Genomic DNA, 16,349 nt, shown 5'->3' on the forward strand with positions numbered 1-16,349 from the left:
TGCGACCGTCAGCAAGCGACCAGTGCTGCACCGACCGGGTGCTTTTTATCCCCGCTGTGCGATGGGTCGTCCATGTCTTTAGCTAACCCAGCGGCGATACGAATGGATCGGATACCGTTCTCCGGCATTAGAGAAATTTTTGAGGAATGCGATAGGCTCGAAGCAGCGGGGAACGACATCGTCCACCTCGAGATCGGCCGGCCAGATTTCGACACCCCTGATCCGATCAAGGACGCTGCAAAAGACGCGATGGATGCGGGACACGTCCATTATACGTCGAACTATGGCATCCAGGAACTGCGTGAGGCGGTCGCATCCACATTCGCTCGAGACAACGACCTCGAGTACGATCCGAACGGTGAGGTGGTCGTCACGACCGGGGCGACTGAGGCGGTTTTCGTCACTATCATGGGGCTCGTCGATAGCGGCGACGAGGTGCTCATCCCCGATCCGAGTTGGACCTACGGTGCACACGTCAAGCTGGCGGGTGGTGAACCGGTTCAGTATCGTCTCGATCCTGACGACGGCTTTCAGCCCGACATCGAATCGGTGGCCGACGCCATTACCGACCGGACGAAACTGCTCATCGTCAACAGTCCCCACAATCCGACCGGGAGCGTCCTCTCACACGAGCGAGCCCAGGCACTCAGGGATCTGGCCGTTGACAACGACCTCCTCGTTCTCTCCGACGAGATTTACGAAAAAATCGTTTACAGCGGGGGTTCCCATCGCAGCCTCGCCACCTACGACGGCCTCCGAAACCGAACTGTGACGGTAAACGGTGCGTCGAAAGCGTACTCGATGACCGGGTGGCGACTCGGGTACCTGGGTGCCCCTGAATCACTCATCGACCCCATCGTTCGGGTACGACAGTACACGACGACGTGTGCCCCATCACTCTCACAGTGGGCTGCGGTGCATGCACTACAGAGCAATCTCCATGAACCACTGGTCGAGTCGTTTGCCGAGCGTCGATTGTATGTGCTCGACCGAATCGACGACATCCCGGGAATGTCGTGTCCGCAGCCTGACGGTGCGTTCTACGTGTTTCCGACGATTCCAGACGGGTTCAACGACGAAGTCGAGTTCACTTGGTCGCTGCTTCGCGAAGCCGGTGTCGCGGTCGTTCCCGGAACGGTGTTCGGATCGACTGGAACCGGCCGAATCCGGATCGCCTACACGAATTCGATTAACCGCACCAGAGAGGGGTTTGACCGACTCGAAGCGTACCTCTAGCGATTCGCCACGCCTGACGCGTTGTATCGGTCCACTTTCAGTATCTACTTCGAATTCATCGATCGGCGAACGGTGTAGCATAAAGAACACATAATGTGCGAGACTGATCGGCAACCGAAGAATTATGTGGATCCGAAAACCCCATACAGGTGTATGAGCCTTCAACTTGATGGACACGTCGCACTGATAACGGCTTCGAGTAGCGGTCTCGGTTACTCGTCTGCGGAAGTATTCGCTCGGGAGGGGGCCAACGTCGTCGTAAACGGGCGTGATGAGGAACGACTCGCCGATGCGGTGTCAGAACTCGACGAACTCGGCGACGGTGACGTCGTCAGTGTGCCGGGCGATCTAACTGATCCAGACGACATCGACACGCTCGTCGACCGAACACTCGAGGAGTTCGATCGACTGGATCACCTCGTGACGAGCGCTGGTGGCCCGCCGAGTGGCCCGTTTCTCGATCTGGACGATGATGATTGGTACCACGCCTTTGACCTCCTCGTGATGAGCGTCGTTCGACTCGTCCGGGCAGCCGCCGAGCCACTCGCCGCGGGCGACGGCGGAACGGTCGTCACCATCACCTCCCGGAGTGTGAAGGAGGCGATCGATTCGCTCGTTCTCTCGAACGCCGTCCGAATGAGCGTCATCGGCCTCGAGAAGACGCTATCGAAGGAACTCGCCCCCGACGTTCGTGCGAATGCGGTTCTCCCGGGCCCTCACGAGACATCGCGGATTCGAGAACTCGTCGAACAGGCTGTCGACCGGGGCGAGTACGAGTCCTACGAAGACGGTCTCGAGGCGCGGGGATCCGGTATCCCGCTCGAACGGATCGGCGAACCGACCGAACTCGGCGAGGTCGTGGCCTTCCTGAGCTCACCCCGCTCGAGTTACATAAACGGAGTTGCGGTGCCAATCGACGGCGGTGCAGGGGCATCGAACCTCTAAGCAGTTGTCCGAAACCCGGCGCTCAGACCTGCTCCCATCTTGAGCGGCGGCGCCTAGCGAGGTGAGTCGAACCCCACTTTCGTTCCCCTAAATCCAAACAATTATCATTTCCCCCTTCGACTGAGCTATACACAGCAAATGAAACCTGTACGCTTCGAAAACACAGAGACGTATGAGCCTGATGACGGCTGGAAACGCGCCTCACTCGCCGGGAGCAACCAGTTCACGTTTGAATGGTTTGAGAAACCACCGGGACACTCGTCCCCCATGCATGACCATGAGAACGAGCAGGTCTGTGTTGTGCTAGAAGGGGAACTGACGGTGTTCACCGAGAGTGATCAGGTCACACTCAAGAAGCATGATTCGGTGCTGCTGGAGTCGTGGGAGTCTCATCGCGTCGAAAATACGGGCGATGAACGCGCAGTTGCGCTCGACGTTTTTGCACCCGGACGTGGGTTCGACTTCTGGACCGATCGAGAGGATTAAACCGGCCGGCAATTTCACCGATCCTTCTTCTGACTCGACGTCTCTGAGACGAGGAGTGACGGTTAGGATGGACCGGTGTAGTCACGGTACTCACGTGTCTCCGACCGCCGACACCTCTGCAACTGGTGGCTTGCTGGATTACGCGATCGCTTGCAACGAGGAACACGCCACGCTAGTGACGAGTGTTGGCTGGCGAATCGTGGGGTAGGCGTGGGCTGCTTTTCGATGACCCGGTAGTCCGGTGGTTCGACAGCTACAACAGAGGTCGCTGTACGATGCTACTCGTAGTTAGCGTACCTGCAATTCGGCGATCTCAAGCGCCTCGGTGGGCGAGGCGTCCTTGTGGACGACGCTCGCGACCGCCCGAGTCATTGCCTCCGGATCGTCGTGCTGGAAGATAGAGCGACCCATCGAGACGCCGGCGGCACCTGCATCGAGTGCACCACGAGCGTTCTCGAGCATTTCACGGTCAGATGCCGGAGAACCGCCGGCCATAATGACGGGGAGGTTCGTCGCCGCAGTGACCTCCCGGTAACTCGATTCGCTCCCACTGTAGGCCGTTTTGGCAATATCGGCACCGACCTCCTCCGCGAGGCGAACCGCGTGAGCGAGGCTCGTCGCGTCGTGTTCATCGACACCGGGCCCTCGAGCGTATGCCATCGCCAGCACGGGCATGCCGAACCGTTCTGCGTCGGCCGTGATACCGGCGAGTTGCTCGAGTTGCCGTGGTTCGGAGTCAGAACCGACGTTCAGGTGGAGAGAGACGCCGTCCGCCCCGAGTCGAACCGCTTCCTCGACTGTTCCAGTGAGGCGTTTGTCGTTCGTGTCGGGACCGAGTGTCGTCGACGCGTTGAGGTGAATAATGTACCCCGCATCGCTCTTATTGGGGTGGACGCGCTCGGCAAGCCCCTTCTGTGTGAGAACGCTGTCGGCACCGCCGCGGCTGACGGCGTCGATTGTCTCTTCGATACGTTTGAGACCCGTTACTGCACCGATTGTGATGCCGTGATCCATCGGAACGTTGAACATTCGCCCATTCGTCCCGATGTTTTCAAGTCGTGCGTCTTTCCCAATGGACATAGTCGCTACACCGGCACACCCGGACTAAACTTTTTCGACTCCATCAGCCGCCTCACTCGACGAGAGCGCCGGTTCGCTGTTCGGTTCCTTCTCGATCGATTGGGGAAAAATACGTCAGGCGATGTAGCATCCAAGGCGACTGGAGACAGTGTATGACTGGATCGACGAGGAACTCGACAAACACGACGCCGATGCATACGTTCACATCGGTGACTGTTTCGACGAGATGTTGTACGACCTGACTCGATTTGGTGGCCCAGACCGCGACTACGCGTTCGTCTACGGAGATGGGACCTGTTCCCCAGGACGGTTTGGTGAACAGGCGAGCCGTGAGTTTCCCGGCGCTGTCGCAACCACTGGAGAGGGAAGGCCACCGCCACCTGAACGGGCACGAGCCGTGCTCGAGGAGAGGAGAACCGTCGAAAGGTTGCTACTTCCAGGGGGCGCCACCCACTGGACGGTACAGGCGTTCCCCATGGCCTCACCGAAAACCGACGGCTCGAGCACGGCGAATCATCACCACCGGTGCATCGTCGAACGTCGGAGGGTACATAACTGAACTCGGACGGACGATGTTTCTCGGGGAGGCAAGCGATGAACACCGCCACTACTGTGCACATATGAAAGCGTTGCAGGCGCTGGCAATCGACACTGCCGGGCCGGGTGTTCCCGTCGCCGCTGTCGATCAAGCAGTTCACGACTACGGGAACGAACACGGACTACTCGAGTACATGCAAACACCACACCGGGCACAACATCGGGATGGAAGGCCACGAACGCGGGTTCATCGACCGAGTCAGTGACGTCACCACTGAACCAATCAATAAGCACTTGATTGGCTGTGCGGTCGTCCCCTCCGTGGGTACTCATTACGAATCGGCAATCATTCGTGGCCTCTGGTGTATGCTGTCGAATACGGGGAAGTGAGCGGTTCTGAGAGGTGATTCCACCACTTATTCCCCACCCAATTGCCTCTACCACAACCCAAATGTATTTGTATATGCACTCGATTCGTATGAGTATGCCAACAAATGGCAAGTTAGTGCGAACACGGAGACAGATGCTTGGGTATCTCGGTATCGCCGGAACCAGTGCCATTGCGGGTTGTTTCGGATCCGATGATGATGGGAATGGTGGAGCCGACGACGATACGAGTAATGGTGGTGAGCAGGATGAACAGGTATTCATCGCTGGATCTTCCGGCGATGGGGATACACTCGTCCCGTTCCAGATTGGTGATACGACCTCGGCAGGGTACGTGGCAATGACGATGGATGGAAGCTATGCTCTCGATTCATCATCGGACTTCGAGGTATTTCCGCTGTGGATGGACATCGACACCGAGGATGGGGAAACCTATCACTGTGAACTCAGAGATCACCTGGAGTGGAGCGAGCCATACGGTGAGATGACCGCCGAGGACTGGGTGTACTACATCACCGAGATCCATCAGGGGGAGGACAACTGGGCCGGTTCGCTCGACGCCGGAAGCTGGGACGGTGTCGAAGCCGAAAAGACGGGAACGTATACGTTCGACCTTCACTTGCCGGAGGTGGATCCCTCGTTCGAGCGGCGCACCTTCATGTCCGGGAAAACGATCATGCCGAAAGCCCTTATCGAGGACTTCGTCGAAGACCGAGACATCGACGGACTCACAGAGCACGAAGACGTCCAGGAGCTCAAGTACACGGGTAATCTCGGCCCGTATACGTTCGAACAGTGGGATCGGGAATCCGAGTATGTCGTCACCCGGAACGACGACTACTATATGCACGACGCCGATGACGTGCCGGAAAGCTGGCAGAACGCGCCGTACTTCGAGCAGTACACGTTCAACATCATCCCCGAAGAGAGCTCTCGCCTCGCTTCGTTGCGAACCGGTGGCATCCACTCTACGTACGTTCCACCGCCGCGTGTCGACCGAATCAACGACGAAGACGACACGTACGTGAACATGGCTCCGACGGCTCGCGTCAATCCGCTTGCCTACAACCACCGGACGAACGGATGGGATCAGTTGAACAACACCGACGTTCGTCGCGCCCTCGGGTATATCGTCAACAAGCGAATCATCCTCGAGGAAATCGAACGAGGACTCGGCGAAGTCGCACAGACGTACCAGCCGTCGTGGTCGGAGTGGTTTGTAGATGACGGGATCGAGGAGTTCGGCGTCGGCGATTCTCACGATTACGATCTCGCGATGGAGGAGCTCGAGGCAGCCTTGCCTTCAGACTACGGCTACGACGACGGAGAGTTGCTCGGGCCGGACGGCCGGCAGGTAACCCTCGACCTCGTTGCACTCAGTGGGTTTGATACAATCAGCACGACCGCCGAGTTTATCCAGCAGGAGTACGCCGAAGCAGGGATCGATGTCGACATCAACCTTGTCGAATGGAGTACGATGGTCAGTAGGTATCTCGAAAACGAGTGGCAGGGCGACGGCGAACAGCCGTGGTCGGCGGGGAGTCAAAACGACGGACCGAACGACGGGACTGCGAGTGCCGACGATTGGGATCTGATGTACGGGCTGAACTACTACACGTTCCCGTTGACGCCCGCAAGCGGGTCGATGTACTTCAGCGAACAGGGGCCGTACAATAGCTTCGGATACAAGCCAAGTGACGAGATTGAAACGCTATGGGACGAAGCTGCTCGAACCGTCGATGAGGACGAGCGCTTCGACATTATGACCGACATTTACAGCGATCTGAATCACGAGCAACCAGTGAACTTCCTCTACTACGGAGATGACACGATGGGGTACCGATCGAAGGTCTCTGGACCGATCGAAGAGTGGGGGCACACGTGGGATAGCGTCACCTGGCAGTTCGAAGCATAGTCCACACTGAACCAGTTCCGCAAACGTTCACAGACCACATATGCGAAATTCATACTTAGGCTGGTATATTGCTCGACGGGTCGCCTGGGCTGTCGTCGCCACGTTCATCATCCTGTCCATTACGTTCTTCCTGATGTATCTCACGCCGGAGACGCATACGCAGGATATGATGTTTTCAGCGGCTGTCGAGCAGGGGCAGGATCCAGACGAGATTCGAGAAACCATCGAAGCTCAACGCGGACAGGATCGCCCGGTACACGAACAGTACATCGACTACATGGTAAACATGGCCACCTTCAACTGGGGCTGGTCGCATACCCGAATGCAACCGGTCACAGAGGCCGTCGCGAACGCCTATCCGTACTCGCTGATGTACGGCATCCCGGCAGTAATCTTGTCGACGATCCTCGGATTGGCGATCGGGCTCTACTCCGCGACTAACCAGTACACCCGGACGGACTACGCGGCAACCTTCTTTGCCTTCTTCGGGCTGAGCATTCCAAACTTTTGGTTTGCAATCGTCCTCCTGTTGCTCTTTGGCGTCTACCTCGAGTGGGTTCCAATTACGTTCGACGCTAACGCGGCCAAAGACCCGAACGGGAACATTACAGTCGGATCGATGCTGAGCGGAGATAACCTCCGCCAGCTCGTGCTCCCAGTTTTCGTGTTGACAACTGGGGCAATCGCATCAATGATGCGGTATGCACGAGCCGAAGCGCTTGAGTACGTCCGAGCTGACTTCGTGAAAACGGCAAAGGCAAAAGGGGCAAGCGGCCGTCGAATCCTCTACAGACACATCTTCCGACCCGCATCCGTCCCGCTGTCGACGATCATGGTCGGCGACCTGTTAGGGATTATCTTCGTCGCTTCGTATCTCATCGAGGTCGTCTTCAGTATACCAGGGCTCGGGCAGTTGAGTTACAACGCGATCATGGATCGGGACACGCCGGTCGTGATGGCGACCGTGCTCATCCCAACGTTTGTCGCGATCATCGGCAATCTCGTACAGGACATCGCGTACACTGTACTCGATCCACGTATTGACTTCGGTGATCGATAATGTCGACGGAACACGAAACCTTCGAGGACGTCGATTGGGACGAAATCGATCGCGAACGAGGGGGAATTCCGTTGCGAACAGTCGCCCTCGTCGGGACGTACACCCTTCTCGTCCTGGCGTTCTTGTACGATTGGTTGGTTCTCCCAAGCGGAGTGCCACTCATCGAAGTCGACGGGGTCGGCTCTATCAGTATTTCGCCGGTCGACTGGCTCTTTATCGCAACGATGCTTGCACTGTTTTTCTTTGTCGTCATTCCACTGTATCAGAACAAACGAATGACGCTCCATTACTGGGCCCAGTTCAAGCAGAACAGGATGGCAATCCTGAGCTTGATTTACCTATTCATCATCTTCCTGATCGGGACGATCGGTCCGCTCTTTCTGGATCCACCCCGCCTCGAGATGATGAGCGCGTATCAGCCGCCCATTGGAATGACGGTCGATAGCGCGATTCCGCTCGATTGTACCGGTACGGTGTCGGACGGGAATTGCTACGGCACCTGGAGCCATCCCTTCGGGACGACACACGAAGGGAAAGACATCCTGGTGAGCGTTATCTACGGGATGCAAGTCAGTATGAAAATCGGCCTCATCTCGACGCTGATCATCATCGTCATCGCGACGATCGTCGGCACGGCCTCGGCCTACTTCGGTGGAGCGGTCGACGAAATCCTCATGCGGTACGTCGACATCCAGATCACGTTCCCGACGTTCTTCCTCTACTTGTTGCTCGTGTACCTCATCGGCGGGAGCCTGTTCGTGATGATCGTAATCTTCGGTCTCACCGGGTGGGGTGGGATCGCTCGCATCGTTCGGAGCGAGGCGCTCCAGCGTCGCGAAGAGTCATACATCATGGCCGCACAGAACGCAGGGGCGAGTGGGTTCTACATTATGCGCCACCACCTCGTTCCCAACGTCTCGAACAGCGTCATCACTGCGGCGACGCTGCTCATTCCAGGATTAATCCTGTACGAGGCCGCGTTGTCGTTCCTCGGACTCGGAGATCCGACCATCCCCTCGTGGGGCCAGGTGATCGCCGACGGTCGGAACGACTTACACGACGCCTGGTGGATCTCGACTATCCCTGGGATCTTCCTGTTCATGACGATCCTGGCGTTCAACTTCCTCGGTGACGCGCTACGAGACGCACTTGATCCACGACTAGACCACTAACAATGACGACAGAACCACTCCTCTCGGTGCGAAGCTTGCACACCCACTTCCACGTCAACGAGACTGTGCGCGCTGTTGACGGCGTCTCTTTCGATGTGAACGCCGGTGAAACAGTCTGCATCGTCGGCGAATCGGGAAGCGGGAAAACGGTAACTGGCGAATCGATTACGAGATTATTTGCGAGTCCACCCGGCGAGATTCCTGAGGGATCGATTCGGTTCAAGGGGCGTGAAGTGACGGAGATGGACGACACCGAACTCCGCGAACTTCGCGGCGGACACATCAGTCACATCTTCCAGAATCCGCAGGGGGCACTCAACCCAGTGTACACCATCGGCTGGCAGATAATGGAAGCGATTACGCTCCATCAGGATGTCTCAAAGGAGGAGGCGCGAGAACAGGCAATTAGCTTGCTGGACCGGGTTGGCATACCCGAACCAGTAGAACGTCTCCGACAGTACCCCCACGAGTTCAGCGGTGGGATGAAACAACGCGTCATCATCGCCATCGCACTCGCATGTCAGCCCGACCTGCTTATCGCCGACGAGCCGACGACGGCACTGGACGTCACGATTCAGGCCCAGATCATCTCGCTATTGAACGATCTTCAGGAGGAATTCGGCATCGGCATCATTTTCATTACGCACGATCTAGGCGTCGTTGCCGAAATCGCCGATAGAGTCATCGTGATGTACGCAGGGAAGATCATGGAACGTGGAGACGTGATGGACATCTTCAAGGAACCAGCCCATCCGTACACCAGGGCGTTGTTCGATTGCCTCCCGGAATCGGGTTCACTCGGCGGAATCCCGGGAACCTTACCGGATCCGACGGCGATACCGCCCGGATGCCGGTTCGCGGTGCGGTGTGAGTATGACGTCGACGAGTGCTGGAGCGGCGACCAACCCGCATTCGAATCCGCAACCGGAACCGACCACGAGGTGTCGTGTCTCCACTACCGTACTGGATCCGACCAGTCTGTGTTGGCTTCCGTCGGCTCGACCAACACGGACGAGAGTGCGCTGGCAAATGGAGGAGATCACAATGACGCAGAGTAACGGACACAGACAGAAACACGAGCAAGAACAGGAACAGGTATCCCACCACTCCACCGTTGACGAAACGCCCCTCGTCTCGGTTCGCGGCCTCACGAAACACTACCCGATCACGGAGGGTATCATCAAGACCGAAGTCGGTCGCGTGCGAGCCGTCGATGGTATCGACTTCGACGTGTACCCGGGTGAAACGCTCGGTATCGTTGGCGAAAGCGGCTGTGGCAAGTCAACTGTCGCCACGACACTGCTGCAGCTGGAAGAGCCGACGGATGGCGTAATCAATTTCGACGGAGACGATATCGCTTCGTACGACTCGGACGATCTCAAGCGATTTCGTCGACGTGCGCAAATGATATTTCAGGATCCTGATTCGAGCTTTGATCCCCGAATGAGTATCGGCGAATCCGTCGGTGAACCGCTTCGAGTACAGGGAATGAGCGATCGCGATCGGCGACGCAGTATCGTGAAAGATCTCCTCGAGCGAGTGGGGCTTTCGGGCGGTGACATCGATCGGTACCCTCACGAGTTCTCCGGCGGCCAAAAACAACGCATCGGGCTGGCTCGAGCGCTGTCGGTCAACCCTGACCTGATCGTGGCGGACGAACCAGTATCGGCGCTCGACGTATCTGTGCAATCGGACATTCTGGCGCTCATCAACGAGTTGCAAACGTCGTTTGGTCAAAGCATCATCTTCATCAGCCACGACATGTCTGTCGTTCGCCAGATATGTGATCGGGTTGCCGTGATGTACCTCGGCGAAATCGTCGAGATCGGGCCGACCGATCAGATTTTCACCGACCCACAGCATCCGTATACGCGGGCATTGATTGCGTCGATCCCGACCCCCGATCCGACTGATCGTGGGCTTGGTGGCGAGTTGAGTGGCGACGTCCCGAGCCCCTCCTCGCCACCGAGTGGCTGTCGTTTCCACACACGGTGTCCCGAGGTGATTCAGCCCGACGAGTACAGCTTTGACCAATCCGTCTGGCGAGGGATACTGAACCTGCGTCAGCGTCTGTCTGAAGGGAGGATCAGTCCGGACACGTACGCAGCGGAGGTCGTCGCGGAGAACGACCAGTACACTGATCCACAACAGGTGTCCAAAGATGAATTGCGGAGGCGAATTCGCAAAGACTTCGGACTTCTCGAACCGATCGCCGATCAACAGGCCAAATCGATCCTCGAAGCGGCACTCGAACACGTCATTTCTGGGAACCTAGACGGAGCGACCACGCTGCTGGCCGACGAGCTGTCAACTCCGTGTGAACGGAGAGAGCCGACCCTCGAACCGACTGACGCCGGCCATCCCGCAGCCTGTCTCCGCCACGAGCTCGAGACCGAATCGATCAGCGCCTACACACAGTCGGCTCGAGAGTAGCGTCGGCCTCGAGATTGTTTCACTGACGATCACGGAGACGTCCGATTCGAGCGGCTGTATCCAGAACGAGTGTATCGTCAGCTGATCGTCGTCGGGTTCGTTCTCCATCGCCAACGGAAGCACACTGGGCACGGTAACGGGGTCGACACACGTGACGACGATGTCCTCGATCAATGGTCGCTAGTCAGATCGATCTGCCAGATCCGGCGAAACGGCTCCGGAGCTCGTCAGCGATAGGTATCGATTTCGTATTCGGCCGGTGGCTCGACGCCGTGGAGGTGTCGGACGAAGTAATCCCATCGGCGGCGATGGAAGTACCGATCGTCGCTGAGGTCGTGGGTTCGGTTCGGCAATATCAACAGGTCGAAATCTTTGTTGGCTTCGATGAGCGCGTTTACCAGCCGACGAGTGGCAGCCGGCGGGACGTTTTGATCGAGTTCGCCGTGGACGAGGAGTAACTTCCCCTCGAGTCGGTCGGCGAATGCGACGTTCGATTGTGTTTCATAGTGATCGTCGAGCGGGTAGCCCATCCAGAGCTCGTTCCACGAAGCTTTGTCGAGGCGATGATCGTGGTTGCCACTGGAGGAGACTGCGACGTCGTAGAACTCGCCCTGTCGCATGAGCGCGTTCGCTGCGTCGTAGCCACCAGCGGAGTGGCCGTAGATGCCGACTCGGCTTCCGTCGATGTGCGAATGCGTCTCAGCCAGTTGCTCGATGGCTGCTCGGTGATCCTCGAGACCGATCCGGCTCAGGTTTTTATGCGAGCGATCCCGGAACGCCTTCGACCGACGACCTGTTCCACGGCCGTCGATCATGACCACGATGAAGCCGAGTTCAGCGATTGCCTGGCCGTTAGATCGGTAGGCGTCGAAGCGTTTTGGTACGTGAGCGTCGTGGGGCCCGGTGTAGACGTGCTCGACGACCGGATACTCGGCTGACGGATCGAACGTCGACGGTCGCCACATGACGCCGTAGAGGTCGGTTTCGCCGTCCGCTGCCGTCGCGGTGAACGGCGTCGGCGCCGTCCATCCGGTGTCGGCCAGTTGGTCGATATCGGCTGTTTCGAGGTGCTTGACGACCCCACCATCATCGCACCGTCGCACGACGGTGACCGGCGGTTCGTCGACTCGCGAGTACGAATCCACGAAGTACGTTCCCGACGCCGAGATGGTGACCGAGTGGTCGGCTGGTTCTGGGGTCAAGAGGGTTAACTCACTCCCATCGAAGTTTACCCGGTACCAGCGACGGAGGTAGGGATCACAATCACCCTCTCGGTCGCTCGCCGCAAAATAAACTCGTTGCTGCTCTTCGTCGACGTATCCCACTTCGCGAACCACCCAGTCGCCACTCGTGAGCTGGCAGACGAATTCGCCCGAGTCGCCGTCGACGAGGTACAGGTGATTCCAGCCACTTCGCTCGGAGGTCACGAGTATCCGGTCGCCGTCATCGACGGCCCGTGTATCGGACAGATAAGGATCGACGACCGTGTCGGATTCGTCTTCGAATACTACGCGGGACGCACCTGACGTCGCGTTCGCTTCGATGTACTGGGCCGACGAGAACCCGCGCGACCGCCGGTAATAGGTGAGGTGCTCGCCGTCCTCGATCCAGTCGAACAGCGGCCCCGATCCGTAGTACAGGATCGGAATGGGGTCGACGTCCAGGGGGGTTTGGGTACGGCGTTCGATGTCGAATACGATGGGCTCTGCGACCGGGAGACCGACTTCTCCCGGAAGCGGGTACGTGTAGGTAACGCACTTCGGGCGCACCTGATCGTCCGGGGTCGATTGGACGAGCGCCAACTCGGTGGCGTTGCGACGATCGAGTCGATACGTCATCAGCCGCCGAGAATCGGGCGACCACTGCACATCGATCGGTCGTTCGTCACTCGACGGATCCTCATCGAGCAGCTCTGTGGGGGGACGCAGTGGCGTGGCATAGCTGTACCGCTCCTCGCCATCGTTCGTCAGTCGAAGCACCGACCCGTGGGTGGTCTCTCGAACGTAGAGGTCGTTGTCCCTGATGAACGCGGCCCAGCGACCGTCAGGAGAGATGCTCGTCGAAGGCGTTGACGAGGACGACGAAGATGCAGTCACAGGTTCGACCCCAGTCGCTGCCGACAGCTCGCATTCGAATCGAGTTCCGTCGACGGTGAAGCGAATCGTCGCCTCGTCGTCCCCGTATTCGAACTCCTCAAAGGGAAGCTCATCGGCCGTGTATGTCGTCCCCAGCGTGCGCGACAATGCACTCGCCACATGTTCGTGGTCGAACGCCGGCGCGACCGTGTCGTCCACGAGGTTGACGTCGATAAATGTCGCCCCGTCTCGAGTATCTCGTCGATACCAGAATCGATCCTGGTCGTCGATCCAGTTGATCTCGAGGTCGTCGTTACGCACCAGCGACTCGGCATTCTTCGGGAGAAATTGCTCGGCTCGCTCGTAGTCTTCACGCGTTCCGTAGCTCATGGTGAAGGTCACTCACGGCAGGTAATCAATATTTCCACACCGGGCCGACTGACGCGGCGGATGTCGTTGTTTCACTCGGATAGGCCAATCATATTTTATTGCCCCCAGTCCTTCCGAAAGGAGATCCAATAAGCTGTCGCAGCCGTGCGATATTTTCCTTTAACTGAAAATAGCCTGGGATGAATTCCTATGGCGGTGGAGCAGCTCAACGCTGACGAGATTACGTCAATGCATAGAGCCCCATCTGCACAGTAGTAGTGACGGACCCGATCGGGCGAGCCACGTGACGTTGGGAATCGGTTACGCCCGATGGAGATTATCGTTCCCCATTGGGGAACGATTGTGGGCCAGTAAGGAATCATAAAACCTCGAGTTAGGAGCCAGACAATCGTTGAGCTAAGCGATTGGAAGCCGTGAGAACTACCCTGACCGTGTCCGATCGGTCGCCGAGCCATCACCGGAAACCGACCGTCGCAGAAGATGTGAAGCGCAACCGACTGGCGGGGGATTTCCCGCGCCGTCAGGTCATGGCATAGGCTCAAGCGACGATATCCGTGTTCTGGTATGTGGTTCGACCCCACCCCCCAAATCATTGGAACGAGAGTCCATTCCTTTCTGAGGAACATAGTCGTGTGCAATTAACCAACGTCAGAACCCAGATGTGGTAGCCGATCTTGACCCGGGGTCAGGTCTGTTCCACACTCGAGTTCAGTAGAACGTGTACCGTTGAATGACGAGGTCACTAATTCGATCCAATTACAAACATACGCTTGTATACCTTGGAAAGGTTACCGTTCCCGTACGAGGAACTCAAAGGAATGGACGAGCGACACACCACACGGGTCGACGGCAAAAACCGATGTTTCGTCACGCGATCTGCATTCAGATACGACGGCAGTAATGATAATACGACCACGGCAAAATCCCCATTTAACCCAACTCGTCCCACGGCCCGAACGGCCACCGTGATTTTATTGGACGGACTAGGGATTATCGCGGTGACCGAATCGACAACAGGTCGGCCTGCAGCAACTCTGAACACCGCCGCTCATGCCTGAATCGGTACACTGTACCGCATCCGGGTTAGTGAATCGGTTAACACATGAAATAGTACGAAAAGAGCCACCCCACGTCAGTACACGCCTGATCGCACGAGGAATCGGTATCACTGTGTATTTCGTTTTAATTGCTACTAAAGACTTCGTCGATCCCAGGGAGCGTCTGCGATTCGGCTTGGAGTGGCAGGGTCTGTGCGACACGCTCGAGTGTGCGTGAGTCGGGCGAATTCGGTGGTGGAGGTGCAGAGCCACCAGCGATCGGTCGCTCTGGCGATTCACCAACGCGATGCGTTGTGATAGTAAGGGGAACTTCTACGAATCCAATTCGGTGAACCACCGCTGCCGATGATTCCGGGGCCTCGAGTGGTCCCGCACTCTCGTGAGATGGCAGTTCCGTCGTTGAGCGTATCGGAAGGTTGTAGGCACGCTGCAACAGCGCCGATGCGGGTTTCGACTGGCGATCCAGAGCAATCCATCAGCCACATCATCAACCAGAATATGAGTTCGGTAACCGATGACAGCGATCCGTGACTATTCGTCAATGGTTGTTTGACCGGGGTACGGGAGCGACCTCCCTCGTGGATGTGTCACAACCACGTTCTGTCGAGTGGGTCGTTGCCACCAGATAAACTCCCACAGCCATGACGACCCCGCCAATAAGAAACCGTGATCCCAGCTGCTCACCGAGAAAAACGGCCCCGAACGCTGCCCCGACAACGGGCTGTGCGAAGAAAAACGCAGAGACGACGCTCGCGTCGCCGTACTCCATTCCCTTGTACCAGAGATACCACGCGCCGGCTGTCCCAGCGAGTCCCAGATAGAGGATGGCCACGACAATCGATGGGGTAACTAGCAGTAGATGCGGTGAGAACTCAGTCGTTAGGATCTCGTACGGCACGAGAATCCCGGTAACCGGAACTGCCACCGCACTCGAATACGCGGCCGTCTCGAGGGCAGAGTAGCGTTCGATAAGCGGCTTCCCCCAGACAGTATATACCGCCCACGTCGCGCTCGCGATTAGCAACATCCCTATCCCCACTGTCGCGCCACCACGAAGATCGGTAAGATCGTACTGGCCCGAGAGGACGATGATCGTTCCAACCGCTGCCAGAACCAGACCGGTAAGGAGTCGTCCCGTGAGACGCTCTCCGAGCACCACGATTCCCAGCGCGACCGTGAAAACCGGGGTCAACACCGTAATCAGCGACCCCTGGCTCGCCGTCGTGAGATCGGTTCCGACGAACTGTGTAACGATCGAGACAGCGACGACAACCCCGAGTGCGGTAAATCCAAGAACATCTCGTCGCGAAGTGGTTCGATTCGGATATTTCAGGCGGACGATTATCAACAGGGCTATCGATCCGACCGTGATTCTGAGGAACGCAAGCGTGAGAGGCGGGACAGTATTGAATCCCCACTTGCTCACGACGTAGAGTCCGCCCCAGAGCGCTGCTGCCAGAAGGGGGGCCAGCACGAACAGATACGGTGTGATCACTGGCCTGACCCGTGTTCTGTACATACGCTTCCTTCGTGTCGCCCGAGGATAGCTGATTTTGTTAGGAGGTTAACCCCGCG

General features: G+C 57.7%; 13 protein-coding genes. 10 read left to right on the plus strand and 3 right to left on the minus strand.

Annotated features, from left to right (window positions below; translation table 11 throughout):
- The first annotated feature begins 102 nt into the window (after window positions 1-102).
- The 3 genes from NMQ11_RS19175 to NMQ11_RS19185 all read left to right on the plus strand — a co-directional run bounded on the left by NMQ11_RS19175 (window position 103) and on the right by NMQ11_RS19185 (window position 2,667).
- Window positions 103-1,236, plus strand: a complete 1,134-nt coding sequence (locus NMQ11_RS19175; RefSeq protein ID WP_255171727.1) for a pyridoxal phosphate-dependent aminotransferase — start codon at window positions 103-105, stop codon at window positions 1,234-1,236.
- A gap of 153 nt (window positions 1,237-1,389) precedes the next feature.
- On the plus strand, window positions 1,390-2,181 hold the full coding sequence (locus tag NMQ11_RS19180; protein ID WP_255171728.1) for an SDR family oxidoreductase: 792 nt from the start codon (window positions 1,390-1,392) through the stop codon (window positions 2,179-2,181).
- Window positions 2,182-2,319: 138 nt separating this feature from the next.
- Entirely contained in the window at window positions 2,320-2,667 is a 348-nt protein-coding gene (locus NMQ11_RS19185; RefSeq protein WP_255171729.1) for a cupin domain-containing protein, read from the plus strand.
- A gap of 288 nt (window positions 2,668-2,955) precedes the next feature.
- Here the strand turns inward: NMQ11_RS19185 and NMQ11_RS19190 are convergent, their stop codons facing one another.
- A complete protein-coding gene (locus tag NMQ11_RS19190) occupies window positions 2,956-3,747 on the minus strand; it encodes a 2-amino-3,7-dideoxy-D-threo-hept-6-ulosonate synthase (protein WP_255171730.1) in 792 nt (263 codons plus the stop codon).
- Window positions 3,748-3,895: 148 nt separating this feature from the next.
- Here NMQ11_RS19190 and NMQ11_RS19195 point away from each other — a divergent pair, with 148 nt between their 5' ends.
- The 7 genes from NMQ11_RS19195 to NMQ11_RS19225 all read left to right on the plus strand — a co-directional run bounded on the left by NMQ11_RS19195 (window position 3,896) and on the right by NMQ11_RS19225 (window position 11,251).
- The gene (locus NMQ11_RS19195; RefSeq protein WP_255171804.1) at window positions 3,896-4,306 is read left to right on the plus strand and encodes a hypothetical protein; all 411 of its coding nucleotides are present in this window, start codon (window positions 3,896-3,898) and stop codon (window positions 4,304-4,306) included.
- On the plus strand, window positions 4,263-4,550 hold the full coding sequence (locus tag NMQ11_RS19200; protein ID WP_255171798.1) for a M24 family metallopeptidase: 288 nt from the start codon (window positions 4,263-4,265) through the stop codon (window positions 4,548-4,550). Before NMQ11_RS19195 ends, NMQ11_RS19200 begins: the two co-directional genes overlap by 44 nt.
- Before the next feature lie 218 nt (window positions 4,551-4,768).
- Window positions 4,769-6,586, plus strand: a complete 1,818-nt coding sequence (locus tag NMQ11_RS19205) for an ABC transporter substrate-binding protein (protein WP_255171731.1) — start codon at window positions 4,769-4,771, stop codon at window positions 6,584-6,586.
- Between the two features lie 40 nt (window positions 6,587-6,626).
- On the plus strand, window positions 6,627-7,646 hold the full coding sequence (locus tag NMQ11_RS19210; protein WP_255171732.1) for an ABC transporter permease: 1,020 nt from the start codon (window positions 6,627-6,629) through the stop codon (window positions 7,644-7,646).
- A complete protein-coding gene (locus NMQ11_RS19215) occupies window positions 7,646-8,818 on the plus strand; it encodes an ABC transporter permease (protein ID WP_255171733.1) in 1,173 nt (390 codons plus the stop codon). Before NMQ11_RS19210 ends, NMQ11_RS19215 begins: the two co-directional genes overlap by 1 nt.
- A gap of 2 nt (window positions 8,819-8,820) precedes the next feature.
- Complete coding sequence (locus NMQ11_RS19220) at window positions 8,821-9,876, plus strand: ABC transporter ATP-binding protein (RefSeq protein WP_255171734.1); 1,056 nt, start codon at window positions 8,821-8,823, stop codon at window positions 9,874-9,876.
- Window positions 9,863-11,251, plus strand: a complete 1,389-nt coding sequence (locus tag NMQ11_RS19225; protein ID WP_255171735.1) for an ABC transporter ATP-binding protein — start codon at window positions 9,863-9,865, stop codon at window positions 11,249-11,251. Before NMQ11_RS19220 ends, NMQ11_RS19225 begins: the two co-directional genes overlap by 14 nt.
- A gap of 227 nt (window positions 11,252-11,478) precedes the next feature.
- Here NMQ11_RS19225 and NMQ11_RS19230 read toward each other — a convergent pair whose 3' ends face one another.
- Window positions 11,479-13,716 (minus strand): S9 family peptidase, encoded by a 2,238-nt coding sequence (locus tag NMQ11_RS19230; RefSeq protein WP_255171736.1) that lies wholly within the window; start codon window positions 13,714-13,716, stop codon window positions 11,479-11,481.
- Between the two features lie 1,596 nt (window positions 13,717-15,312).
- Window positions 15,313-16,293 (minus strand): DMT family transporter, encoded by a 981-nt coding sequence (locus NMQ11_RS19235; protein ID WP_255171737.1) that lies wholly within the window; start codon window positions 16,291-16,293, stop codon window positions 15,313-15,315.
- Between the last annotated feature and the right edge of the window lie 56 nt (window positions 16,294-16,349).

Source organism: Natrononativus amylolyticus (genome assembly GCF_024362525.1).
GTDB lineage: Archaea > Halobacteriota > Halobacteria > Halobacteriales > Natrialbaceae > Natrononativus > Natrononativus amylolyticus.

What these genes read in the sequence shown, in the direction of transcription:
- NMQ11_RS19175 (WP_255171727.1), top strand. Translation starts at nt 103, where the DNA reads ATGGATCGGATACCGTTCTCCGGCATTAGAGAAATTTTTGAGGAATGC.
- NMQ11_RS19180 (WP_255171728.1), top strand. Translation starts at nt 1,390, where the DNA reads ATGAGCCTTCAACTTGATGGACACGTCGCACTGATAACGGCTTCGAGT.
- NMQ11_RS19185 (WP_255171729.1), top strand. Translation starts at nt 2,320, where the DNA reads ATGAAACCTGTACGCTTCGAAAACACAGAGACGTATGAGCCTGATGAC.
- NMQ11_RS19190 (WP_255171730.1), bottom strand. Translation starts at nt 3,747, where the DNA reads ATGTCCATTGGGAAAGACGCACGACTTGAAAACATCGGGACGAATGGG.
- NMQ11_RS19205 (WP_255171731.1), top strand. Translation starts at nt 4,769, where the DNA reads ATGCCAACAAATGGCAAGTTAGTGCGAACACGGAGACAGATGCTTGGG.
- NMQ11_RS19210 (WP_255171732.1), top strand. Translation starts at nt 6,627, where the DNA reads ATGCGAAATTCATACTTAGGCTGGTATATTGCTCGACGGGTCGCCTGG.
- NMQ11_RS19215 (WP_255171733.1), top strand. Translation starts at nt 7,646, where the DNA reads ATGTCGACGGAACACGAAACCTTCGAGGACGTCGATTGGGACGAAATC.
- NMQ11_RS19220 (WP_255171734.1), top strand. Translation starts at nt 8,821, where the DNA reads ATGACGACAGAACCACTCCTCTCGGTGCGAAGCTTGCACACCCACTTC.
- NMQ11_RS19225 (WP_255171735.1), top strand. Translation starts at nt 9,863, where the DNA reads ATGACGCAGAGTAACGGACACAGACAGAAACACGAGCAAGAACAGGAA.
- NMQ11_RS19230 (WP_255171736.1), bottom strand. Translation starts at nt 13,716, where the DNA reads ATGAGCTACGGAACGCGTGAAGACTACGAGCGAGCCGAGCAATTTCTC.
- NMQ11_RS19235 (WP_255171737.1), bottom strand. Translation starts at nt 16,293, where the DNA reads ATGTACAGAACACGGGTCAGGCCAGTGATCACACCGTATCTGTTCGTG.